This is a genomic window from Pseudomonas nicosulfuronedens, from assembly GCF_005877905.1.
In the GTDB taxonomy this organism is placed as follows: domain Bacteria; phylum Pseudomonadota; class Gammaproteobacteria; order Pseudomonadales; family Pseudomonadaceae; genus Pseudomonas; species Pseudomonas nicosulfuronedens.
The window spans coordinates 1-22678 of record NZ_SWDV01000052.1 but is presented as its reverse complement, the minus strand read 5'-3'; the positions used below and the strand labels follow the sequence as shown (position 1 = coordinate 22678).

General features: G+C 65.2%; 22 protein-coding genes. 20 read left to right on the top strand and 2 right to left on the bottom strand.

Annotation, left to right across the window (positions count from 1 at the left end; translation table 11 throughout):
* Nucleotides 1–2: 2 nt before the first annotated feature.
* From pcaQ to FAS41_RS28280, 5 genes are all read left to right on the top strand, one after another.
* A complete protein-coding gene (gene pcaQ / locus FAS41_RS28300; RefSeq protein WP_138526629.1) occupies nt 3–932 on the top strand; it encodes a pca operon transcription factor PcaQ in 930 nt (309 codons plus the stop codon).
* A gap of 117 nt (nt 933–1049) precedes the next feature.
* Nucleotides 1050–1769, top strand: coding sequence for a protocatechuate 3,4-dioxygenase subunit beta (gene pcaH / locus FAS41_RS28295; RefSeq protein ID WP_138526628.1), 720 nt, complete (start codon nt 1050–1052; stop codon nt 1767–1769).
* Between the two features lie 12 nt (nt 1770–1781).
* Nucleotides 1782–2387: a protocatechuate 3,4-dioxygenase subunit alpha gene (pcaG, locus tag FAS41_RS28290; RefSeq protein ID WP_138526627.1), complete on the top strand. Its 606-nt coding sequence runs from the start codon at nt 1782–1784 to the stop codon at nt 2385–2387.
* Nucleotides 2377–3456, top strand: coding sequence for a cell division protein ZapE (gene zapE, locus FAS41_RS28285; RefSeq protein ID WP_138526626.1), 1080 nt, complete (start codon nt 2377–2379; stop codon nt 3454–3456). Before pcaG ends, zapE begins: the two co-directional genes overlap by 11 nt.
* 285 nt (nt 3457–3741) lie before the next feature.
* Nucleotides 3742–4584 (top strand): IclR family transcriptional regulator, encoded by an 843-nt coding sequence (locus FAS41_RS28280; RefSeq protein WP_138526625.1) that lies wholly within the window; start codon nt 3742–3744, stop codon nt 4582–4584.
* A 7-nt stretch (nt 4585–4591) separates the two neighbouring features.
* Here FAS41_RS28280 and FAS41_RS28275 read toward each other — a convergent pair whose 3' ends face one another.
* Nucleotides 4592–5137: an RNA 2'-phosphotransferase gene (locus FAS41_RS28275; protein WP_138526624.1), complete on the bottom strand. Its 546-nt coding sequence runs from the start codon at nt 5135–5137 to the stop codon at nt 4592–4594.
* 311 nt (nt 5138–5448) lie between these two features.
* On the opposite strand from FAS41_RS28275, the gene pcaK reads away from it, so the two are divergent.
* From pcaK to FAS41_RS28215, 12 genes are all read left to right on the top strand, one after another.
* Entirely contained in the window at nt 5449–6798 is a 1350-nt protein-coding gene (gene pcaK, locus FAS41_RS28270) for a 4-hydroxybenzoate transporter PcaK (RefSeq protein WP_138526623.1), read from the top strand.
* 278 nt (nt 6799–7076) lie between these two features.
* On the top strand, nt 7077–7589 hold the full coding sequence (locus tag FAS41_RS28265; RefSeq protein ID WP_138526622.1) for a GspH/FimT family pseudopilin: 513 nt from the start codon (nt 7077–7079) through the stop codon (nt 7587–7589).
* Nucleotides 7586–8128 carry a type IV pilus modification protein PilV gene (gene pilV / locus FAS41_RS28260; RefSeq protein ID WP_138526621.1) on the top strand — a complete coding sequence of 181 codons (543 nt, stop codon included), beginning with the start codon at nt 7586–7588 and terminating at the stop codon, nt 8126–8128. The genes FAS41_RS28265 and pilV overlap by 4 nt, the downstream gene beginning before the upstream one ends.
* Nucleotide 8129: 1 nt before the next feature.
* Nucleotides 8130–8906: a PilW family protein gene (locus tag FAS41_RS28255; RefSeq protein ID WP_138526620.1), complete on the top strand. Its 777-nt coding sequence runs from the start codon at nt 8130–8132 to the stop codon at nt 8904–8906.
* Nucleotides 8903–9445 carry a pilus assembly PilX family protein gene (locus FAS41_RS28250; protein ID WP_138526619.1) on the top strand — a complete coding sequence of 181 codons (543 nt, stop codon included), beginning with the start codon at nt 8903–8905 and terminating at the stop codon, nt 9443–9445. The genes FAS41_RS28255 and FAS41_RS28250 overlap by 4 nt, the downstream gene beginning before the upstream one ends.
* A 31-nt stretch (nt 9446–9476) precedes the next feature.
* A complete protein-coding gene (locus FAS41_RS28245) occupies nt 9477–13811 on the top strand; it encodes a pilus assembly protein (protein ID WP_246084956.1) in 4335 nt (1444 codons plus the stop codon).
* Nucleotides 13812–13823: 12 nt separating this feature from the next.
* Entirely contained in the window at nt 13824–14237 is a 414-nt protein-coding gene (locus tag FAS41_RS28240; RefSeq protein ID WP_138526618.1) for a type IV pilin protein, read from the top strand.
* Nucleotides 14238–14458: 221 nt separating this feature from the next.
* Nucleotides 14459–15412: an AraC family transcriptional regulator gene (locus FAS41_RS28235; protein WP_138526617.1), complete on the top strand. Its 954-nt coding sequence runs from the start codon at nt 14459–14461 to the stop codon at nt 15410–15412.
* Nucleotides 15413–15948: 536 nt separating this feature from the next.
* The gene (gene benA / locus FAS41_RS28230) at nt 15949–17316 is read left to right on the top strand and encodes a benzoate 1,2-dioxygenase large subunit (RefSeq protein WP_138526616.1); all 1368 of its coding nucleotides are present in this window, start codon (nt 15949–15951) and stop codon (nt 17314–17316) included.
* Nucleotides 17316–17801 (top strand): benzoate 1,2-dioxygenase small subunit, encoded by a 486-nt coding sequence (gene benB, locus FAS41_RS28225; protein WP_425049025.1) that lies wholly within the window; start codon nt 17316–17318, stop codon nt 17799–17801. The genes benA and benB overlap by 1 nt, the downstream gene beginning before the upstream one ends.
* A 78-nt stretch (nt 17802–17879) precedes the next feature.
* Nucleotides 17880–18893, top strand: coding sequence for a benzoate 1,2-dioxygenase electron transfer component BenC (benC, locus tag FAS41_RS28220; protein WP_138526614.1), 1014 nt, complete (start codon nt 17880–17882; stop codon nt 18891–18893).
* A gap of 136 nt (nt 18894–19029) precedes the next feature.
* Entirely contained in the window at nt 19030–19803 is a 774-nt protein-coding gene (locus FAS41_RS28215) for a 1,6-dihydroxycyclohexa-2,4-diene-1-carboxylate dehydrogenase (RefSeq protein WP_138526613.1), read from the top strand.
* Nucleotides 19804–19821: 18 nt separating this feature from the next.
* Here FAS41_RS28215 and FAS41_RS28210 read toward each other — a convergent pair whose 3' ends face one another.
* A complete protein-coding gene (locus FAS41_RS28210) occupies nt 19822–20694 on the bottom strand; it encodes a LysR family transcriptional regulator (RefSeq protein ID WP_138526612.1) in 873 nt (290 codons plus the stop codon).
* Between the two features lie 148 nt (nt 20695–20842).
* On the opposite strand from FAS41_RS28210, the gene FAS41_RS28205 reads away from it, so the two are divergent.
* From FAS41_RS28205 to FAS41_RS28195, 3 genes are all read left to right on the top strand, one after another.
* Nucleotides 20843–21964: a muconate cycloisomerase family protein gene (locus tag FAS41_RS28205; protein ID WP_138526611.1), complete on the top strand. Its 1122-nt coding sequence runs from the start codon at nt 20843–20845 to the stop codon at nt 21962–21964.
* A gap of 41 nt (nt 21965–22005) precedes the next feature.
* Nucleotides 22006–22296: a muconolactone Delta-isomerase gene (gene catC / locus FAS41_RS28200; RefSeq protein WP_017519458.1), complete on the top strand. Its 291-nt coding sequence runs from the start codon at nt 22006–22008 to the stop codon at nt 22294–22296.
* A 47-nt stretch (nt 22297–22343) separates the two neighbouring features.
* Nucleotides 22344–22678 (top strand): dioxygenase (locus FAS41_RS28195; protein ID WP_281286829.1); only part of this gene is annotated, 335 nt, incomplete at its 3' end.

Below are 22678 nucleotides of genomic sequence, written 5' to 3'. Positions count from 1 at the left end.
CCATGAATATCGATTCGCGTATCAAGTTCCGCCACCTGGTGTGTTTCCTCGAAGTGGCCCGGCAGGGCAGCCTGGCCCGCGCAGCGGACGCCCTGGCGGTGAGCCAGCCGGCGATTTCCAAGACGCTCAAGGAGCTGGAGGACCTGCTGGAAGCCAGCCTGTTCGAGCGCGGCAAGAGCGGTGCCAGCCTCACGGAGGCGGGTGTCGCCTTCCTGCGTTACGCCGGTCCCTGCGTGCAGGCACTGCGCGATGGTGTGAACAGCCTGCGCGGTGGTGAGTACGCCTCCAGCACCGTGCGCCTGGGCGTGCTTTCCACCGTGGAGAGCCTGCTGATGCCGGAGACGGTGCGGCGCCTGCACGAGCGCCATCCGGCGCTGGTGGTCAGCGTGGTGACCGGGCCGAGCGCGCATCTGCTCTCGCAACTTCGGGTGGGCGAGCTGGACCTGGTGGTTGGCCGCATGACCGAGAGCCCGCAGATCCAGGGGCTGACCTTCGAGCACCTGTACAGCGAGTCCATGACCCTGGTGGCCCGCGCCGGGCACCCGCTGCTGGGCCGCCCGCTGCCGCCTTCGGCGCTGGACGACTGGCCGCTGGTGCTGCCGCTGGCCGGTACTACCATCCGCAAGTCTGCTGATAGCTTGCTGGTGCAAAGCGGCCTCGGCCAGCCGCGGCGAAAACTGGAAACCCTGTCCACGGTACTCAGCCGCCGTTATGTATTGACCAGCGACGCGTTGTGGATCGCTCCGCTGGATTCGGTACGCCTGGACCTGCGCTCTGGCGAGATGTTCGAATTGCCGCTGGATGTACAGGAACCGGGCGGTTCGGTGGGGGTGTGCAGCAACTCGACGCTGCCGCTTTCGCTCGGGGCGCACTGGTGCCTGGAGGTGCTGCGGGAAGTTGGGGAAGCGTATCGAGAGGGAATTTATCCATAACCATTTGGTTATGGTTGTCGGGCATCTTTTCAATGTTCGGCGTGGGAGGGGCGGGCGACACTCCGCCGCACTGCCTGATGCAACAGGCTCCTATAAATCCAACAAGAGGAGACCGACATGTCCGACGCGGAGAACAGCCGCTTCGTCATTCGTGACCGAAACTGGCACCCTAAAGCCCTGACGCCTGACTACAAGACTTCCATCGCCCGCTCCCCGCGCCAGGCGCTGGTGAGCATTCCGCAATCGGTCTCCGAAACCAGCGGCCCGGATTTCTCGCACCTGAAGATGGGTGAGCACGACAACGACCTGCTGCTCAACTTTGACCACGGTGGCCTGCCCATCGGCGAGCGCATCATCGTCTCCGGCCGGGTCATGGACCAGTACGGCAAGCCCGTGCCGCACACCCTGGTGGAGATGTGGCAAGCCAACGCCGGCGGCCGCTACCGTCACAAGAACGACCGCTACCTCGCGCCGCTGGACCCGAACTTCGGCGGCGTCGGCCGCGCGCTGACCGACAGCGAAGGGCGCTACGTCTTCCGCACCATCAAGCCCGGCCCGTATCCCTGGCGCAACGGCCCGAACGACTGGCGCCCGGCGCACATCCACTTCTCCATCAGCGGTCCGTCGATTTCCACACGGCTGATCACCCAGCTGTATTTCGAGGGTGACCCGCTGATCCCGATGTGCCCCATCGTCAAATCCATTGCCAACCCGGAGGCGGTGCAAAGCCTGATCGCCAAGCTCGACATGAGCAACGCCAACCCCATGGACTGCCTGGCCTACCGCTTCGACATCGTGCTGCGCGGCCAGCGCAAGACCCACTTCGAAAACCGCTGAGGAGGACCGACCATGCCTATCGAACTGCTGCCGGAAACCCCCTCGCAGACTGCTGGCCCCTACGTGCACATCGGCCTGGCGCTGGCCGCCGCCGGTAACCCGGCCCGCGACCAGGAAATCTGGAGCGAGATGGCCAAGCCCGGCGCGCCCGGCGAACACATCTTGCTGATCGGCCATGTGTATGACGGCAACGGCCACCTGATCCGCGACTCCTTCCTGGAGCTGTGGCAGGCAAATCACGAAGGCGTGTACGACGCTGCCTTCGATCTGGAAAAGCCCTTCAACGGCTTCGGACGCACGGCAACCACCTTCGATGCCGGTGAGTGGCAGGTGCAGACCATCAAGCCCGGCGTGGTGAAAAATGCTGCCGGCGTGCCCATGGCACCGCACATCAACGTCTCGCTGTTTGCCCGTGGCATCAACCTGCATCTGCAGACGCGCCTGTACTTCGATGACGAGGCGCAAGCGAACGCCGTGGACCCGGTTTTGAACCTGATCGAGCAGCCCGAACGTCGGCAAACCCTCATTGCAAAGCGTTGCGAGGTGGACGGGAAGCTCGCTTACCGGTTTGATATCCGCGTCCAGGGAAATGCGGAAACGGTGTTCTTTGACTTCTGACACACGACTACAGGAAACATCCGCCGAGCCGGTCGCCGACCGCGTTCGGCGGCACTTCGCGGCCGCGCTCGACGAGCGCGGCTACCGGGCGGACGAGGCCCAGGCGACGGCGGTGGACCACCTCGCCAGCTGGCTCGACGACTTCCTCGCCGGCCGCCATGGCTTCCTGCGCAAGCCGGTGGCCGGCGTCTACCTGTGGGGCGGCGTGGGGCGCGGCAAGAGCTTCGTCATGGACCAGTTCTTTGCCGCCGCGCCGACCCAGGCCAAGCGCCGCGTGCACTTCCATGCCTTCCTGCAGGAATTGCAGTCGCGCATGCTGGCGATCACCGGGCAGTCCGACCCGTTGGTGCGTGTGGCCCGCGCCATCGCTGAAGAAACCAAGCTGCTGTGCTTCGACGAATTCCACGTGCACGACATCGGCGACGCCATGCTCCTGGGGCGGATGCTGAGGGTGCTGGTGGACGAAGGTGTAGGCCTGGTCTGTACGTCCAACTACGAGCCGGAAAACCTCTGTCCGAACCCGCTGTACCGCGAGCGCTTCCGCCCGGCCATCGAGCTGATCGAGAAACGCTTCGACGTGATCTCGGTGGATGCCGGGCAGGACTACCGCGAGCACAGCACGTCGCTGGAGGAGTGGGGCAGCTTTCTCTGGCCCGCTCGCGCCGATGACCTCGAACTGATCGGCTCGCGGCTGGGGCTGGCGGCGGATGCGAAGTTCGACGAGGTGCTGAGCGTCAATCACCACCCGCTGAAGGTGCACGCCCACGACGATCATTGCGCGTGGATGGACTTCAGCGAGATGTTCGAACGCCCGCGTTCGGCCAGCGATTACCTCTGGCTGATCGAGCACTACCCGCGCATGGCAGTGAGCGGCCTCGGCCCGCTGGCGGACTACCCGCCGGATGTGAGCATGCGTTTCCTCAACTTCATCGACATCGCCTATGACCGGCAGTTGAAGTTGCAGCTGTTTGCCACAGTGTCGCTGGAGGACCTGGCGGCGGGCGGGGCGGCGCTGGACTTTTCGCGCACGCTGAGCCGCTTGCGGCAGTTGAAGCTGGAGCCGTTGTAAGCCCTCGCGCCGGCTGTTGGCCCTGTTCGCGAGCAAGCTCGCTCCTGCGAAGAGCGCGCTGGCGTATACCCGCGGGACTGAGGGGGACGCCTGGTCCTTGCTCGCGAACCCAGGTCGGCACCGATGCGCCGGCTTGTGAACGGCGGATAACGCTGGCGCGTTATGCGCCCTACGCCAGTGGTACGGGGTGTCGATAAGCTCCGTTCGATAATCGGTCAGTCGTGTTGCGATAATCGCCCGTGCGTGTCGATAATCGCCCGGCACTCGCCTGCCAGGACAACAACAATGACCGATGCCCCCCGTGCCAGCCTGCCGCCCCTCGCGCCGCCGATCATCGCTTCACCGGCCAAGCGCATCGAGGCCTTCACCGGCGACCCGAACTTCATGACCTCGCTTGCCCGTGGCCTGGCGGTGATCCATGCGTTCCAGGAGCGCAAGCGCCACCTGACCATCGCGCAGATCAGCCACCGCACCGAGATTCCACGCGCAGCCGTACGCCGCTGCCTGCACACGCTGATGAAACTGGGCTACGTCACCTCCGACGGTCGCACGTATTCGTTGCTGCCCAAGGTACTGACCCTCGGCCACGCCTACCTGTCCTCGACGCCGCTGGCGGTCACCGCCCAGCCGATCCTCGACCGCCTGAGCGAGCAACTGCACGAGGCCTGCTCCATGGCCACGCTCGAAGGCGACGAAATTCTCTACATCGCCCGTTCGGCCACGCCGCAGCGCCTGATCTCGGTGGACCTGAGCGTTGGCAGCCGCCTGCCGGCCTACTGCACGTCCATGGGCCGCATCCTGCTCGCCGGGCTGAACGACGAAGCGCTGGAGGATTACCTGGTCCACGCCGATCTGCAGGTGAAGACCAGCCGCACCGTGCACACCCCGGAAATGCTCCGCGCGAGCATCGCCGAAATCCGCCAGCAGGGCTGGGTGATCATCGACCAGGAGCTGGAAGTCGGCTTGCGCTCCATCGCCGTGCCGCTGAAGGACTCCGCCGGCCAGGTTCTGGCCGCGTTGAATGTCGGCACCCATGCCGGCCGTGTGTCGCGCCAGGAGTTGGAAACGCGCTTCCTGCCGGTGTTGCTGGAGGCCAGTCGCGAGCTGGGCACGCGGCTGTTCCATTGAGCTTCGCTCAGCGCTGTTCCAGGTAGGCGGGCGGTACGGCGTCCGCCAGCCACACGCCATTAGCCGAGCGATAGAAGCGGTGGCCGTCGCGCCACATCTGGCCGCTGCGTACCACGAGGATGGTCGGCTTGCCGCGACGCGAGCCGACACGATCGGCCGTTTCGCGATCGGTGCTCAGGTGGACGTGCTGGCGGCTCATGGCTTTCAGGCCGTCACGGATGATCGCCGCCAGTGAGGCGGGAACCGTGCCGTGGTAGAGCACTTCCGGCGGCTCACAGGGCTCCAGCTGCAGGTCGACACTGACCGAATGGCCCTGGCTGGCGCGGATGCGCAGGCCGTCGTCACTGAACGCGAAGCGCTGCTTGTCGTTGGTGACCACCACCTCTTCGAGCATTTTGCGATCGAAGCGATGCCCCTTGTCGGCTGATTGACGCAGGAGCTCCTCGACTGCCACCCAGCCATTGGTGTCCAGCGCCAAGCCTGCTGTTTCCGGGCTGTGGCGCAGGATCAGCGACAGCCATTTGCTGATCGATTTCCGTTCGTTGTCGTTCATTTCTTCCTCTGATTCTCCAGGGTGCGCGGGCATTCTAACCAGTGACGGGCGGGATGCCGTAATCCCGTTCGCTAACCGCCCACTGGCGCGATTATCGAATTGAACGGCCGGGCGTCTCTTCGTACTGTTGCTCGACCCGTCCAGCCGGACGGGCAATAACAACAATGAGCGTCAGCCATGGCCCCTGTGTGCCTGCCCCATCCGCCGGTCCGTGCGTCCACCGGCTCGCGACTCATTCCTGTCCAGCTTGCGGGAGTGCAGGGCGATCCTGCCGGCCTTCCCGCGACGACGCCTTCGCAGGAAGTCTTCGCATGACCAGTTCCGCTCACGTGCCCGCTGCCGGCACCCTCGACGTCCAGTCCTTCATCAACGCCCAGCCGCTGTCGATGTACCAGTGTCGCATCGTGCTGCTGTGCTTCCTCATCGTTTTCCTCGACGGCCTGGATACCGCCGCCATGGGCTTCATCGCCCCGGCGCTGACCCAGGACTGGGGCATCGACCGCGCCAGCCTCGGCCCGGTGATGAGCGCCGCGCTGATCGGCATGGTGTTCGGCGCCCTGGGTTCCGGCCCGCTGGCCGACCGCTTCGGGCGCAAGGGCGTGCTGGTGGTGGCGGTGTTTCTCTTTGGCCTGTTCAGCCTGCTCTCGGCCTACAGCAGCAACCTCGAACAGCTCATGGCGCTGCGCCTGCTGACCGGCATCGGCCTGGGGGCGGCGATGCCCAACGCCACCACGCTGCTCTCGGAGTACACCCCTGAGCGTCTCAAGTCGCTGCTGGTGACCAGCATGTTCTGCGGCTTCAACCTGGGCATGGCATCGGGCGGTTTCGTCTCCGCCAAGCTGATCCCGGCCTACGGCTGGCACAGCCTGCTGCTGCTCGGCGGCGTGCTGCCGCTGCTGCTAGCGGTGGTGCTGCTGGTGTGGCTGCCGGAGTCGGCGCGTTTCCTGGTGGTGCGCAATCGCGGGGCGGACAAGGTCAAGCGCGTGCTGGCGCCCATCGCGCCGTCCGAGGTGGTCGCGGCCCGTGACTTCAGCGTCCCCGAGCAGAAGACGGTGCAGAGCCGCAACGTGTTCAAGGTGATCTTCTCCGGCACCTACAGCGCGGGAACCCTGCTGCTGTGGCTGACTTACTTCATGGGCCTGGTGATCGTCTACCTGCTCACCAGCTGGCTGCCGACGCTGATGCGTGACGCCGGTGCGAGCATGGAGCAGGCCGCGTTCATCGGTGCGCTGTTCCAGCTTGGCGGGGTGCTCAGTTCGGTGGCGGTGGGCTGGGCCATGGACCGCTTCAACCCGCACAAGGTCATCGGTATCTTCTATTGCCTGGCCGGGGTGTTCGCCTACTTCGTCGGGCAGAGCCTGGGCACCGTCACGCTGCTGGCGACCCTGGTGCTGGCTGCCGGCATGTGTGTGAACGGCGCACAGTCGGCCATGCCGTCTCTGGCGGCGCGCTTCTACCCGACCCAGGGCCGCGCCACGGGAGTTTCCTGGATGCTCGGTATCGGCCGCTTCGGCGCCATCCTCGGTGCCTGGATCGGCGCGACCCTGCTGGGCCTGGGCTGGAACTTCGAACAGGTGTTGACTGCGCTGATGGTGCCGGCTGCCATTGCCACGGCCGCCGTGGTGATCAAGGGGCTGGTGAGCCACGCGGACGCCACCTGACAGACGCTTCCGATAGGGCCGCGGTGCAAGGTCGCGGCCTTTCCGCCAGCAGGCGTTCACGGCGCTACGGAACTCGACGCAATGTCGGTGGTTCTGGCGTCAAAAGGATGAACGGTCGCTGAGCGGGGATGAACGGTCGAAAAAACGTTCCGTTTCGCTGAAATAGATTCAACTCCCTGAAGAAATTGCTGTCGGACCATTAGCCAATCTTTGTCCTGGCACCCCGCAAGGGGGGCTCCACACGGGGCCCGGCCACCTGACCATCGTTGGAAATATCCATGGTTCTTCATGCAGTTGGATGCTCATTTTCCCGCCTGACCTTGCGGCGGGGTCGCGGACGCCAGGAAGGCTTTTCCCTGGTGGAGCTGATGGTGGTTGTCGCACTGCTGGCGATCTTCGCCGGCGTGGCCCTGCCAGGCTTCCGCTACCTGATCGAATCCAGCCGGGTGCAAAGCGCCTCCTCGACGCTTTATCGCCTGCTCCAGGCGTCTCGCGCCGACGCCGTGAATACCCGCCAGACCCTCACGCTTTGCCCCAGCAGTGGAAACCTGCAGTGGGTAGTCGTGCGCGCCAGCACCTGCGGGTCGATCACCACTGCTGTGGTGAGCCAGCGTCTGGAACTGCCGAGCAGCCTCAGCGTGAGCAGCAGCATCAGCAACCTCTCGTTCAAGCCCGATGGCTCCGCGGCGGCGGCTGACCTGGGCATTTCCAGCAGCGGCACCAGCAAGGCGTTCAGCATCAAGGTGGCCGCTTCGGGTTACATCAGCCTGCAGGGAGCTAGCGGCCAATGAGGCGGAGCACGGCGGGATTCAGTCTGGTGGAGGTCATGGTGGCCCTGCTGGTTACCTGTTTCGGTGTGCTGGGCATGCTGGCGATGCAAGGGCGCACCATCAGCTACGCCCAGGACACCATCCTGCGCAGCAACGCGGCGGAGCTGGCGGATGAGCTGATGGAGATGATGCGCACCGATATCTACTCCACCCAGGACGGCAGCGCGGCCCAGGTGGTGCCACCGGCCAGCTGGGGTTACTACAAGGCTGCCAGCGTTTCGTTTCCCACCGCCCCCAGCAGTTGTGCCTCACTGGCGGCGCTGACCGCCAGCCAGCGCCTGGCCTGCTGGGCGCAGCGGGTGAACCAGGCGTTGCCGGGCGCCTCGGAGCTGGCCAGCGAGTTCTATGTCTGCCGCACCAATGGCACCAGCAAGTGCAGCAACAGCGGGTCGGCCATCGAGATCCAGCTGGCGTGGCGGGTGAAGGCGGGCGAGTGTCTGGATGCCAACGCCACGGGCGACAACACCATCTGCCGATATGTGCTGCGGGAGGAACCCTAGGATGCGTCGGCCAAGCGCGTGGGCTCAGTCCGGGGTGACGCTCATCGAGCTGATGATCGCCATGGGGCTGAGCCTGTTCCTGATCCTGGGCGTGACCCAGATGTTCCTCGACGGGCAGAACCGTTCGCGTTACTTCGATGGTCAGGCGCAGAACCAGGATAACGCGCGCTACGCGCAGCAGATGCTGGAGGGGCGCCTGTCGAAAGCCGGTTACCGGCGCCTGCCGTCCTCGCGGATGACCGCCGCGTTTCCCGCGCAGACCAGCAACGGCTGCGTCTTCTCGGCCGGCCAGGCGCTGGTGCGGGTGGATGCCAATACTGTCTGCCTGCGCTACCAGCCGCGCGACACCACCGACGTCGATTGCACCGGCGCTTCGCTGGCAAGCCGCGCGGGGGTCAACAAGCCCTACAGCAATTACAGCCCGAGCAACAATGTGGTCGAGAAACTCACCCTGAGTAACGGCCAGCTGACCTGCAACGGCAGCACCCTGGTGGAGAACGTAGTGGCGCTGCGCTTCGACTTCGGGGTGGATAGTGAGAGTGACGAATTCAATCGCCAGGTCGCGAAGTACGTCGCCGCGCCCGCCACCGGCCAGACGGTGCGCAGCCTGCGCTACGCCCTGTTGCTGGCCAGCAGCGACTCGGTGAGTGGCGGGTTGGCTGCCACTACCTGCCAGCGCTGGCAGGACCTCTACGGCAGCAAGGCCTGCACCGACGGCGACGGGCCCGTGCGGCGCATCGTCAGCGGTACCAGCATGTTGAGGAACCTGATGCCATGAACGGACTGTCCTTCCAACGGCAGCGCGGTGCAGTGCTGTTCGTCGCGTTGGTGATGCTGTTGCTGATCACCCTGGCTGCCGTCAGCGGCATGCGCGGCATGCAACTGGAAGGGCGGATGACCGGCAATCGCCTGGAGCAGCAGCGGCTGATGAGTGCGGCCGAGTCCGCGCTGCGCGAAGGGGAAGGGCGCCTGCGCAAGAACACCCGTGCACTGGACAACTGCACGGCGGGCACCTCGCCCTGTTTCACTGCGGCGGCAACCAATTACAGCACCGACTTCAGCAAGTCCAACCTCTACTCCGGCATGGACGGCGGCACCAGCCTGCTGCGCAGTGCGCGCTGGTACCTGCGCTACATCTCGAACAACTGCAAGGGTGGTGGGGGTGGCAGCGCCAACTCCTACCTGTCGAAGGGGCAGGTGGGGTGCACCTACTACTACGAGGTCAACTCCCAGGCCTACAAGGGCACCGCCACCAGCAAGGCCTGCGGCGCCGATGCACTGTGCCTGCGCTCGACCTTCGGGCTGGTGATCCAGTGAATCGTTGCGCTCGTACAAGGATGCCGACGCCATGGCTTGTTACCCCATGAGAATGCTGCGCGCGACGTTGGTCCTGCTGCTGTCCTGCCTGGCGGGTGCCCAGGCCTGGGGCGCGTCTCTGGCGCAGACACCCCTGTTCGTCAGCAACATCGCCCCGCCAATGAACATGCTGGTGGTCGGTCGTGATCAGAAGCTCTATTTCCCGGCCTATAACGATGCTTCCGACATCGACGGCGATGGCCAGCTGGACACCTACTACAAGCCCGCCATCGACTACACCGGCTACTTCGATTCCTACAAGTGCTACCTCTACGATGCACTCAGCGGAGCATTCACCCCGTCTTCCACCACAGCGAACAAGAAGTGCACCAGCGCCGTGGGCCGTTGGAGCGGGGACTACCTCAATTACCTGACCATGTCGCGCCAGGATGTGCTGCGCAAGGTGCTCTATGGCGGCTACCGCTCTACCGACACTGCGCTGTCGACCGTGCTGGAGCGAGCCTTCATTCCCAACGACGCGCACAGCTGGGGCAAGGAGTACCTGAGCGTCGCCCGCGATGGCTACAGCATCGCCGACTACACGCCGATCAGCGCGCCCACCAACGGCAAGTACGTGCTCTTCGCCAATACCTCGATCGGCACCGGCACACTGGGTGCGTACAACAGTACTGCGGTGCCGAGGCTGAGGATCATTACCAGCACCCAGCAGACCCTGGGGACCTACCGAATCTGGGGCTGGGTGTCGCGCGAGTCGGCCCAGGGCACCAACACCCTCACCAGCACCACCAACAGCGACACCACCATCGTCCCGGCCTATGACCTCAACGTGCGTGTGCGGGTCTGTGTGGCGGGTCTGCTGGAAAGCAACTGCACGCAGTACGGCAGCGTCTACAAACCGACCGGCGTGCTGCACGACTACGGCTCGGCGGACAAGATGTACTTCGGCCTGGTAACCGGGACTTACACCAACAACCTGCGTGGTGGCGTGGTACGCAAGGCGGCTTCGTCGTTCAGCAACGAATACAGCAGTACCAACGGACGCTTCCTCACCGACGCCACCACGGGTACCGGTTGCCTGAATGGCCGTTGCTACGTCAACAACAGCGGCATCGTCGCCAACCTCGACCGGCTGGTGTTCTCTACCGGCTGCACCGACTCCAGCGGCTACAACCTCAACCCGCTGACCAACGGCAAGTGTGTCGACTGGGGCAATCCGCTGGGCGAGATGAGCTACGAAACCCTGCGCTACTACGCGGGCAAGGCACCCAACAGCGCCTATGCAGCCGGCACCGCCGACACCAACCTGGGCCTTTCCAGCCTGACCACCTGGAGCAATCCGTACAGTACCTATCCGTCCTGCACCCGGCCGTTCATGACGCTGATGAGCGACGTCAACCCGAGCTACGATTCCGACGTGCCCGGCAGCACCCTGGGCACCGACAGCCGGCCGACCACCGACATCGGCTTCGACTTCGCCAGTATCGGTGCGACCCTGTGGAGCCGCGAAGTCGGTGGCAGTGTTTCGGTGAACGTCGGCCAGTCCGGCGGCACCAACGACTCGGCGCCCACCGCCAAGACCGCGAGCAGCTTCGCCACGATCCGCGGGCTTGCCGAGGAGCCCACGCGCCAGGGCAGCTACGCGACTTCGGCGGTGTCCTACTTTGGCAGCCAGAACGTCCTCACCACTGCCGGTTCGAACAAGGTGCAGAGCTTTTCCATCGCGCTGTCCTCGACCCTGCCGAATATCCGCATCAAGACCAGCAAGGGCACCCTGCGCCTGGTGCCCTTCAGCATGAACGTCAGCCAGGGCGTGGTCAGCCAGATCACCGGGTTCTACATCGATACCTTGAGCCGCGACAGCGCCGGCAACCTCACCTCCATCACCTTCCGCGTGGTCTACGACGACTCCGCCCAGGGCCGTGACTACGACATGGATGCCATCGTGCTCTATACCGTGACGGCGAAGGGCGACGGCACCGTGGACGTGACCAGCCAGACCGAATATTCGGTGGCCGGGGACGAATCGCACATGGGCTACACCATGGCCGGTACCACCAAGGATGGCGTGTACCTGGAAGTGACCGGCGGCGGCAGCGGCAGTACTCGCTACAAGCTCGACACCCCGGACGGTCGGTCACCCGGCGATTGCTCATCCATCACCTGCGCCCTGCTGCCCGGCCTGAGCGGCAGCAGCGGGGCGCTCAGCGGAAATCGCCCGGCCTATCACACGCGCAACTTCACTCCCTCGGCGACCACCGCCGTGACTACCCTGCAGGACCCGCTGTGGTACGCCGCCAAGTACGGCAAGACCGACCTCAACAGCTGGGACCGCGATGGCGACGGTGTGCCGGATAACTACTTCCTGGTCAGCGACCCGAGCCAGCTGGCGGCCCAGCTGAAATCGGCGTTCGACGACATTCTCCAGCTCAACACGTCGGTGGCTGCCGTGGCGGTGGACTCGCAGTCGCTGGACAGCGGCAGCTATACCTACGGCACCAGCTTCGTCACCGGCGACTGGACGGGAGACCTGCTGAAAAAGCAGCGAACCATGACCACCGGCAGCTCCGGCGCGGTCACCACGACCACCACCACGCTGTGGCGGGCGTCGGCGCAACTGGGCACGCCCAGTGCGCGCAACATCCTGTTCGCCAAGGGCGGAGCACTCACCGCCTTCAACTGGAGCAACCTGACCGCTGCCCAACAGACCCAGCTCAACCGCACCGTCACGGGCGTGGTGGACACCCAGGGGCAAGCGCGGGTCGGTTTCCTGCGGGGTGAGAACAACACCTTCCGTACCCGCACGACGCTGCTCGGCGACATGATCAATTCAGCGCCCGTGCTGGTCAGCGGCTCCGATTACCTGGCCTCGCGGGCCGACACCCTGGAGGGCAGCACGACGTATGCGGCGTTCGCCACGGCCCTGGCGGCGAAACCCTCGGTGGTCTACGTCGGTGCCAACGACGGCATGCTGCATGCCTTCAACGCGGCCACCGGCGCCGAGATTTTCGCCTTCATCCCCAGTGCGGTGATCCCCAACCTCAACGCCCTCACCGCACCGGACTATGGCAAGCAGCAGGGCACCGAGCACCGCTATTTCGTCGACGGCACCCCGGTGGTGTCCGACGTCTACTACGGCTCGGCCTGGCACAAGGTCCTGCTGGGCAGCCTCGGCGCTGGCGGCCGCGAGGTGTTCGCCCTCGATGTCACCGATCCCACCGCGCCCACGCTGCTCTGGGAGTTCACCAGCGACAACGACAGCAGCCTCGGCTACACCGCGGCGCGGCCCTCCATCGCGCGCCTGCACAACGGCAAGTGGGTGGCGCTGGTGCCCAACGGCTACGACATCGGCAGCAGCAGCGCCTCGCTGCTGATCATCGATATCCAGACCGGCGCGCTGCTGAAGAAGATCACCGCCAACCCGAGCCTGACCGCCGCCGAGACTGCCTCGCTGGATGCCCTCAACAACGGACTGTCGCGGCTGTTCGTGGCCGATGCCAACAGTGACGGTATCGCCGACTATGCCTACGGCGGCGACCTGCTGGGCAACCTCTGGCGATTCGATCTGATCGACACCAGCGTGGGCGACCCCCTCAACAGCACGGCCTCGGAGGCGCGCTACGCCGTGTCCTTTGGCGGCAACCCGCTGTACGTTGCGCGCAACGCCAGCGGTACGCGCCAGCCGATCACCGTCGCGCCGTCTCTGGTCGACCACCCCAGCGGGACCGGCTACATCGTGGCCTTCGGGACGGGGCGCTACCTGCTCACTGCCGACAAGACCTCCACCGCGCAACAGAGCATCTATGGCATCTGGGACCGCAAGATCGCCGGCGAGGCCACCAGTTCCTCGCTGACTGCGGCGCGCACGCGCAGCAACCTGCAGGCGCAGACACTCAGTACAGGCACCTTCAACAGCACCCCGATCTACACCCTGAGCAACAACGAAGTGGCCTGGTACGACACCTCCGGCAACACCGCCGATGCCAACGTCAACAAATGGGGCTGGTACTTCGACTTGCCAGTGACCGGCGAGCGGCAGATCTACGACATGACGCTCTATGGCTCCGCTCTCATCTTCAGCAGCTCCACGCCGCAGACCGGCACCTGCGCGGCCGGGATATCCGGCACCCGCTACGCCATCGATCCCGAGCGCGGCGGACAGACCCCGTACAACGTCTTCGACCTGAACAACGACGGTACCTTCGATGCGCTCTCGGCCTTCATCACCGGGGGCGGCGACATCAGCGTCTCCGGTGGATACACCTACAGCGGCTCCGACAGCGGCACCACCGGCCTGTCGGATGCCATTCGCACCAACTCCGGCACGGTGAGCGGCCGGCGTACCTGGCAGATCCAGCCAGCCAACTGATAGGGAGCAAGCATGAACCAGCGTCGGCGGGAGAGGGGGTTCACCCTGATCGAATTGATGATCGCGGTCGTGGTCGTGGCGATCCTCGCCGCCATTGCGTTCCCCAGTTACCAGCGTTATGTGCTGCGCAGTCATCGGGTCGAAGCCCAGGCCGTGCTCAGCGAAGCGGCGGCCCGGCAGGAGCGCTATTACTCGCAGAACAACGCCTACGCCAGTACCGCTGCGGCGCTGAACATGACCAGCAATGTCAACGCGCTGCAGTACTACAGCTTGGCCATTTCCAACGTCACCGCCACCGCCTACACGCTCACTGCCACTGCCAAGGGTTCCCAGGCCAAGGATGGTCAGTGCCTGACGCTGAGCCTCGACCAGGCCGGCACCCGCAGCAACACCGGTACGGGGACTGGCACCACCTGCTGGCAATGAGTAGGCGCCGAAAGCGTGCGATTGGCGAACACTGCGCCGCAAGTCGAATTGCGCCGGCCGTTACCGGCCCCTAGGGTGAAGCGGATTCGCGGGCCTGCCTGGCATCTGGATTGCCCGCACGACCGTCCATCCCGGCCGATGTCCGTATTCCGGACCACGGCATAGACTGGGCGCACGAGCCGTGACGAAGAGCGCGGCCAAACACAAGAGTGAGTGCCTGTATGCAAAGCCTGCTGAGCGAGCGCAGCCGCGTGTTCGAGCGCGCCGACCCCTATGCGGTGTCCGGCTACGTCAACCAGCATGTGGGCACCCACGACCTGCGCCTACCGGCCCACGGCCATCCCCAGGCCAGCCTGAACCACCGCCGCTTCGCCAGTCTCGACCTGTGCCGCATCAGCTACGGCGGCGCGGTACGCGTCACCTCTCCTGCGCTGGAGAACATCTTCCACCTGCAAATCCTGCTCAGCGGCCACTGCCTGTGGCGCGGCCAGCGCCAGGAACACTACCTGGCACCCGGCGAGTTGCTGCTGATCAACCCGGACGATCCGGTCGACCTGACCTACTCGGACGATTGCGAGAAATTCATCCTGAAGATTCCGGTGGCCCTGCTCGAAGCCATCTGCGCCGAGCAGCGCTGGAACTCTCCGCGCACCGGTGTGCGCTTCACCGAAAACCGCTACCAGCTGGGCGAGCTGGAAGGCTTCGTCAATCTCCTGTCGATGGTCTGCCAGGAGTCCGAAGCCGGCGAGCGCCTGGCGCGGGTCGACGAGCACTACCAGCAGATAGTCGCCAGCAAGCTGCTGACCCTGCTGAAGACCAACGTCAGCCGCGAGCCCATCGCGGGTGCCAGTGCTTCCTTCGAACGCATCGAGGCCTACATCGAAGGCCACCTGCGCGAGGACATCGATGTCGAAGCCCTGGCACGCCAGGCGTCCATGAGCCTGCGTTCGCTTTATGCGCTGTTCGAACGCCACGCGGGCACCACACCGCGCCAGTACATTCGTCGCCTGAAGCTGGAGCGCATCCGCGCCTGCCTGGCGGACCCTACCTGCAATGTCCGCAGCGTGACCGAGCTGGCGCTGGATTATGGGTTCCTGCACCTGGGGCGGTTTGCCGAAGGGTATCGGCAGCAGTTTGGCGAGCTGCCCTCGGAAACTCTCAAGCGCCGTTCCTGAGCCGTTCCTGCTGGTTGTCCTTGGTTCCAGGATTAGATTGGCGTGCCGTTTGGGCGTCCTGCGCCGCATCGGCGTGCGCTCGAACTCTTTGTTTCGCCCACTCGGGCGAGTCACTTTGGCAAACGCCCCAAAGTAACCAAAGGTCTTGCCCCGGACATCCGGTTTTTCGCTTAGGCGAAAAATTCCCTCGTTGAAGCGCAGTTTCAGGGGCCCGCCGCGAAGGGCCATCCCTGGCCCATCGCGGCTCTCGCGACATCCATGTCGCTCAACCCCCGAAACTGCGCTTCAACGAGGCCTCCTGAGCGGGGCCGTTCGGAGTGTTCGGGAGTCGATCTGGAAGTCCTCAAGAGCACACAGAGGCAGCCCCTGCCTGTAGGAGCGAGCTTGCTCGCGAACCTGCTTGCCACGTATCACGGGCGCCCGCTCACCAGCCCCCCTGCACAAAACGGATACCACTCTGCACAAAGCGGATATTGCCCCCGCCAACCCAGCCCTAACCTGAGCCTGCCTGAACAATAACAACGGAGGCCCCGGCCATGTCCCTGGGTATCGACTACTTGCGTTCACTGCTTGAGGAAGACCCCGAGAAGGGCGTCTACCGCTGCCGGCGGGAGATGTTCACCGACCCGCGCCTGTTCGACCTGGAGATGAAACACATCTTCGAAGGCAACTGGGTCTACCTCGCCCATGAAAGCCAGATTCCCGAGAAGAATGACTTCCTGACCACGACGATCGGCCGCCAGTCGATCTTCATCGCGCGCAACAAGGATGGCGTGCTCAACGCCTTCCTCAACGCCTGCAGCCACAAGGGCGCCATGCTCTGCCGGCACAAGTCCGGTAACCGTTCCAGCTACACCTGCCCGTTCCACGGCTGGACCTTCAACAACTCCGGCAAGCTGCTCAAGGTCAAGGACCCGGCCGAGGCGGGCTACCCGGAAGGCTTCAACTGCGAAGGCTCCCACGACCTGACCAAAGTGGCGCGCTTCGAGTCGTACCGTGGCTTCCTCTTCGGCAGCCTGAAGGCCGACGTCAAACCGCTGGTGGAGCACCTGGGCGAGTCGGCGAAGATCATCGACATGATCGTCGACCAGTCCCCCGAGGGCCTGGAAGTCCTGCGCGGTTCCTCCAGCTACCTCTACGAAGGCAACTGGAAGCTCACCGCCGAGAACGGCGCCGACGGCTATCACGTCAGCTCCGTGCACTGGAACTACGCCGCGACCCAGAACCAGCGCCAGGCGCGCGAGGCTGGCAGCGAGGTGAAGACCATGAGTGCCGGCGGCTGGGCCAAGCAAGGCGGTGGCTTCTACTCCTTCGACCACGGCCACCTGCTGCTCTGGACCCGCTGGGCCAACCCCGAGGCGCGCCCGGCCTTCGAGCGCCGCGACGAACTGGCCCGCGACCATGGCCAGGCCCGCGCCGACTGGATGATCGGGAACTCGCGCAACCTCTGCCTGTACCCCAACGTCTACCTGATGGACCAGTTCAGCTCGCAGATCCGCGTCGCCCGGCCCATCGACGTCAACCGCACCGAAATCACCATCTACTGCATCGCGCCCAAGGGTGAGAGCGGTGAGGCGCGCGCCCAGCGCATCCGCCAGTACGAGGACTTCTTCAACGTCAGCGGGATGGCCACGCCGGATGATCTGGAGGAATTCCGCTCCTGCCAGCAGGCCTACCAGGGCAGTGCCGGCGGCTGGAACGACATGTCGCGCGGGGCGAAGCACTGGATCGAAGGCGCCGATGACGCGGCGCGGGAAATCGACCTGTCGCCGGCGCTGTCCGGCGTGCGCACCGAGGACGAGGGGCTGTTCGTGCTGCAGCACCAGTACTGGCAGCAGACCATGATCGATGTGCTGGCCGCCAAGCAAGCCAACCGCATTGCACTGAAAGAGGAGGGTGTGTGATGAGCCGTTACGAACTCGTCCGCGACTTTCTCTACCGCGAAGCTCGCTACCTCGACGACAAGGACTGGGACGCCTGGCTGGAGTTGTACGCCGCCGACGCCACCTTCTGGATGCCCTCCTGGGACGACCGCGACCAGCTCACCGAAGACCCGCAGCGGGAAATCTCGCTGATCTGGTACGGCAACCGTGGCGGTCTGGAAGACCGAGTCTTCCGCATCAAGACCGAGCGCTCCAGCGCGACCCTGCCGGACACCCGTACCTCGCACAACCTCAGCAACATCGAGGTGCTGGGCGAGGCGGACGGGCAATGCCAGGTGCGCTTCAACTGGCACACCCTGAGCTTCCGCTACAAGACCGTCGACAGCTACTTCGGCACCAGCTTCTACACGCTCGATATGCGTGGCGAGCAGCCGCTGGTGAAGGCGAAGAAGGTCGTGCTGAAGAACGACTACGTCCGCCAGGTCATCGACATCTACCACATCTGATTCCGCCGTCAGGGCCGCGCGTCGCGCGCGTGGATTCGCCGCGCGCGACGCTGCCTGCGCGGTGCCGAGGTACACGCCATGAACCACAAGATCGCCCTCAACTTCGAAGACGGCGTTACCCGCTTCATCGACGCCAGCCCCAGCGAAACCGTGGCCGACGCGGCCTATCGCCAGGGCATCAATATTCCGCTGGACTGCCGCGATGGCGCCTGCGGCACCTGCAAGTGCTTCGCCGAAGCCGGCCGCTACGACCTCGGCCAGGAATACATCGAGGACGCGCTGACCGAGGACGAAGCCGAGCAGGGCTACGTGCTCACTTGCCAGATGCGTGCGCAGAGCGATTGCGTGGTGCGCGTGCCGGCCTCTTCGCAAGTCTGCAAGACTGCCCAGGCCAGTTTCCAGGCCAGCATCAGCGCGGTGCGCCAGCTCTCCGAAAGCACCATCGCGCTGTCGATCAAGGGCGAGTCGCTGAGCCAGCTGGCTTTCCTGCCGGGGCAGTACGTCAACCTGCAGGTGCCGGGCAGCGAGCAGAGCCGCGCCTACTCCTTCAGCTCGCTGCAGAAGGGCGGTGAGGTCAGCTTCCTGATTCGCAACGTACCGGGCGGCCTGATGAGCAGCTTCCTCACGGGCCTGGCGAAAGACGGTGATGCCATGACCCTGGCCGGCCCGCTGGGCAGCTTCTACCTGCGCGAGATCAGGCGGCCGCTGTTGCTGCTGGCCGGCGGCACCGGGCTGGCGCCCTTTACCGCGATGCTCGAACAGATCGCCGAGCGCGGCAGCGAGCATCCGCTGCACCTGATCTACGGCGTTACCCACGACTTCGACCTGGTGGAAATGGACCGCCTGGAAGCCTTCGCCGCGCGCATTCCCAACTTCACCTTCAGCGCTTGTGTAGCGAGTCCGGAGAGCAGCTACCCGCACAAGGGCTACGTCACCCAGCACATCGAGCCGGCACACCTGAACGACGGCGAGGTGGACCTCTACCTCTGCGGCCCGCCGCCGATGGTCGAGGCGGTGAGCGCCTACATCCGCGAGCAGGGCATCACGCCGGCGAATTTCTATTACGAGAAGTTTGCCGCGAGTGCGGCCTGAACTCCGATACCTGAATGGTGGGCAGTGCTGCTCTTCGTAGGAGCGAGCTTGCTCGCGAACAGCCTCGCAGCGGGGCCTTGGTTCGCGAGCAAGCTCGCTCCTACAAGGGGTGTCCGCCCGAGGCTATGAGGTCACCATGAAAAGATTCCAAGACAAGATCGCCCTCGTCACCGGCGCCGCCCAGGGCATCGGCCGGCGCGTCGCCGAGCGGCTGGTGGAAGAGGGCGCCCGGATCATCGCCGTGGACCGCTCAGAGATCGTCCACGAATTGCAGGACGCCCTCGGCCAGCAGGGCGACGTGCTCACGCTGACTGCCGACCTGGAACGCTTCGCCGATTGCCAGGGCGTGGTCGACCAGGCGCTCTCGCGCTTCGGTCGTCTCGATATCCTGGTCAACAACGTCGGTGGCACCATCTGGGCGAAACCCTTCGAGCATTACGCCGAAGAGGAGATCGAAGCCGAGGTACGCCGCTCGCTGTTCCCGACCCTGTGGTGCTGCCGCGCGGCACTGGTACCGATGCTGGAACAGGGCGCGGGTGCCATCGTCAATGTCTCGTCCATTGCCACCCGTGGAGTGAACCGCGTGCCCTACGGCGCGGCGAAAGGCGGGGTGAATGCGCTGACCGCGTGCCTGGCGTTCGAGACCGCCGAGCGTGGCGTACGGGTGAACGCCACCGCGCCCGGCGGCACCGAGGCACCGCCCCGGCGCATCCCGCGCAACGCGGCGGAGCAAAGCGGGCAGGAGAAGCTCTGGTACCAGCAGATCGTCGACCAGACCGTCGAGAGCAGCCTGATGAAGCGCTACGGCAGCATCGACGAACAGGTGGGTGCGATCCTCTTCCTCGCTTCCGACGAGGCCAGCTACATCACCGGCGTGACCCTGCCGGTGGGTGGCGGCGACCTGGGCTGAGGCGCCGCGATGATGCGCTTACGGCCGGTTCGCGCCGATCAGTTGCAGGCAGCGTTGCAGGGGCGCACTGACGTCGCCGCGGCGCTGGCTGAGGATGATCGGCGAGACCGCCTCGGCGTCGGTCAGCGTGGCGTAGCCAATGTCGGCGCGGTGCTGCTGTTGCACCGACGCCGGCACCAGCGCCACGCCCAGGCCGGCGGCGACCAGGCCGATGGCGGTCTGCAGTTCGTTGGTCCACTGGGCAACGCGCACGCTCAGGCCGTGGTTGGCGAACAGCGCCAGCACATGGTCGGCATAGCTGGGGCGCGGGTTGGCGGGGTAGAGCACGAAGTCCTCGCCGGCCAGTTGCGCAAGGCTCAGCGGCGCGCCCAGCAGGCGATGCCCGGTGGGCAGCACGGCGACCATCGGTTCCTCACGCAATACCTGCTGGGTAATTGCCGGGTCGTCGATGCGGATGCGCCCGAAGCCGATGTCGATGCGCCCGCTTTTCAGCGCCTCGACCTGTTGCACCGTGGTCATTTCCTGCAGCCCCAGTTCCAGCCCGGTGTCGCCGCGCAATTCTCGGATCAGCTCGGGCAGCCCGTCGTACAACGTCGAGGGCGCGAAGCCGATGCCGAACCACTGGCGCTCGCCGCGGCCGATGCGCCGGGTGCTCTCGCAGATGCTTTCCAGCTGCGAAAGCAGGGTGCCGGTCTGCTCGTGGAAGTAGCGCCCGGCGTCGGTCAGGCGCAGCGGCCGGCCGCGCTCCAGCAAGGGCACGCCGAGCAGTTCCTCGAGCTGCTGGATCTGCCGGCTCAGCGGTGGCTGGGCGATGTGCAGGCGCTCGGCGGCGCGGGTGAAGTTGAGGGTGCCGGCCACTTCGCGGAAGTAGCGCAGGTGTCGCAGCTCCATGATACCTCCAGGGTATGCAACAAGATGGCAACGATATTGGACTGCCTGCAGGCCCCGGCGCAATCCTTCGTCAATTGTGAAAAGACCTTCCGGGTATCGCCGATGTGCGGCCCGGCCTATCCAGAAATCCCAGACCGGAACGCCGTCCATGAGTAGCCCTGTCATCGAACGCATCGAGTCGATCATCGTCGACCTGCCGACCATCCGCCCGCACAAGCTGGCCATGCACACCATGCAGCAGCAGACACTGGTGATCATCCGCCTGCGTTGCTCCGACGGCGTCGAGGGTATCGGCGAAGCCACCACCATTGGCGGGCTGGCCTACGGCAACGAGAGCCCGGAAAGCATCAAGGCCAACATCGATGCGCACTTCGCGCCGCTGCTCAAGGGCCAGGACGCCAGCAACATCAACGCCTGCATGCAGCGCCTGGACAAGTCGATCAAGGGCAACACCTTCGCCCGCTCCGGCATCGAGAGCGCGCTGCTCGACGCCCAGGGCAAGCGCCTGGGCCTGCCGGTCAGCGAACTGCTCGGCGGCCGTGTGCGTGACAGCCTGGAAGTGGCCTGGACCCTGGCCTCCGGCGACACCGCCCGCGATATCGCCGAGGCGGAGCAGATGCTGGACATCCGCCGCCACCGTATCTTCAAGCTGAAGATCGGCGCCAACCCGCTGGAGCATGACCTCAAGCACGTGGTGGCGATCAAGCAGGCCCTGGGCGAGCGCGCCAGCGTGCGTGTGGACGTCAACCAGGGCTGGGACGAATCCCAGGCCATCCGTGGCTGCCAGGTGCTCGGCGAGAACGGCATCGACCTGATCGAGCAGCCCATCTCGCGTATCAACCGCAGCGGCCAGGTGCGCCTGAACCAGCGCAGCCCGGCACCGATCATGGCCGATGAGTCCATCGAGAGCGTGGCCGATGCCTTCAGCCTCGCTGCCGACGGCGCGGCCAGCATCTTCGCCCTGAAGATCGCCAAGAACGGCGGCCCGCGCGCCGTGCTGCGCACCGCGCAGATCGCCGAAGCGGCCGGTATCGCGCTGTACGGCGGGACCATGCTCGAAGGCGCGGTCGGCACCCTGGCCTCGGCACACGCCTTCCTCACCCTGGAGAAGCTGACCTGGGCCACCGAGCTGTTCGGCCCCCTGCTGCTCACCGAGGAAATCGTCACCGAGCCGCCGGTTTACCGCGACTTCCAGCTGCACGTGCCGCGTACGCCCGGCCTGGGCCTGACACTCGACGAGGAGCGCCTGGCGCGCTTCCGCCGCACCTGACCTGCAACCTTTCCCGACTGCCCGATAGAGGAGATGACCCGATGCTGTTCCACGTGAAGATGACCGTGAAATTGCCCGTCGACATGGACCCGGCCAAGGCCGCCCAGCTCAAGGCCGACGAGAAGGAACTGGCCCAGCGCCTGCAGCGCGAGGGCAAGTGGCGCCACCTGTGGCGCATCGCCGGGCACTACGCCAACTACAGCGTGTTCGACCTCGCCAGCGTCGAGGAACTGCACGACACCCTGATGCAGTTGCCGCTGTTCCCCTACATGGACATCGAGGTCGACGGACTCTGCCGCCATCCGTCCTCGATCCATTCCGACGACCGCTGATTTTCGTTCCGTACGACTCGACAAGAACAAGACTTGAGGATCGCACCATGACCGTGAAGATTTCCCAGACTGCCGACATCCAGAAGTTCTTCGAAGAAGCCAGCGGCGCCCTGAACGATGCGGGCAACCCGCGGGTGAAGAACCTCATCCTGCGCATCCTGCAGGACACCGCGAAGCTCATCGAAGACATGAGCGTCACCCCCGACGAGTTCTGGAAGGCGGTGGACTACCTCAACCGCCTCGGCGCGCGCCAGGAAGCCGGGCTGGTCGTCGCCGGCCTGGGCATCGAGCACTACCTCGACCTGCTGCTGGACGCCCAGGACGCGGCGGTCGGCATCGAAGGTGGCACTCCGCGCACCATCGAAGGTCCGCTGTATGTGGC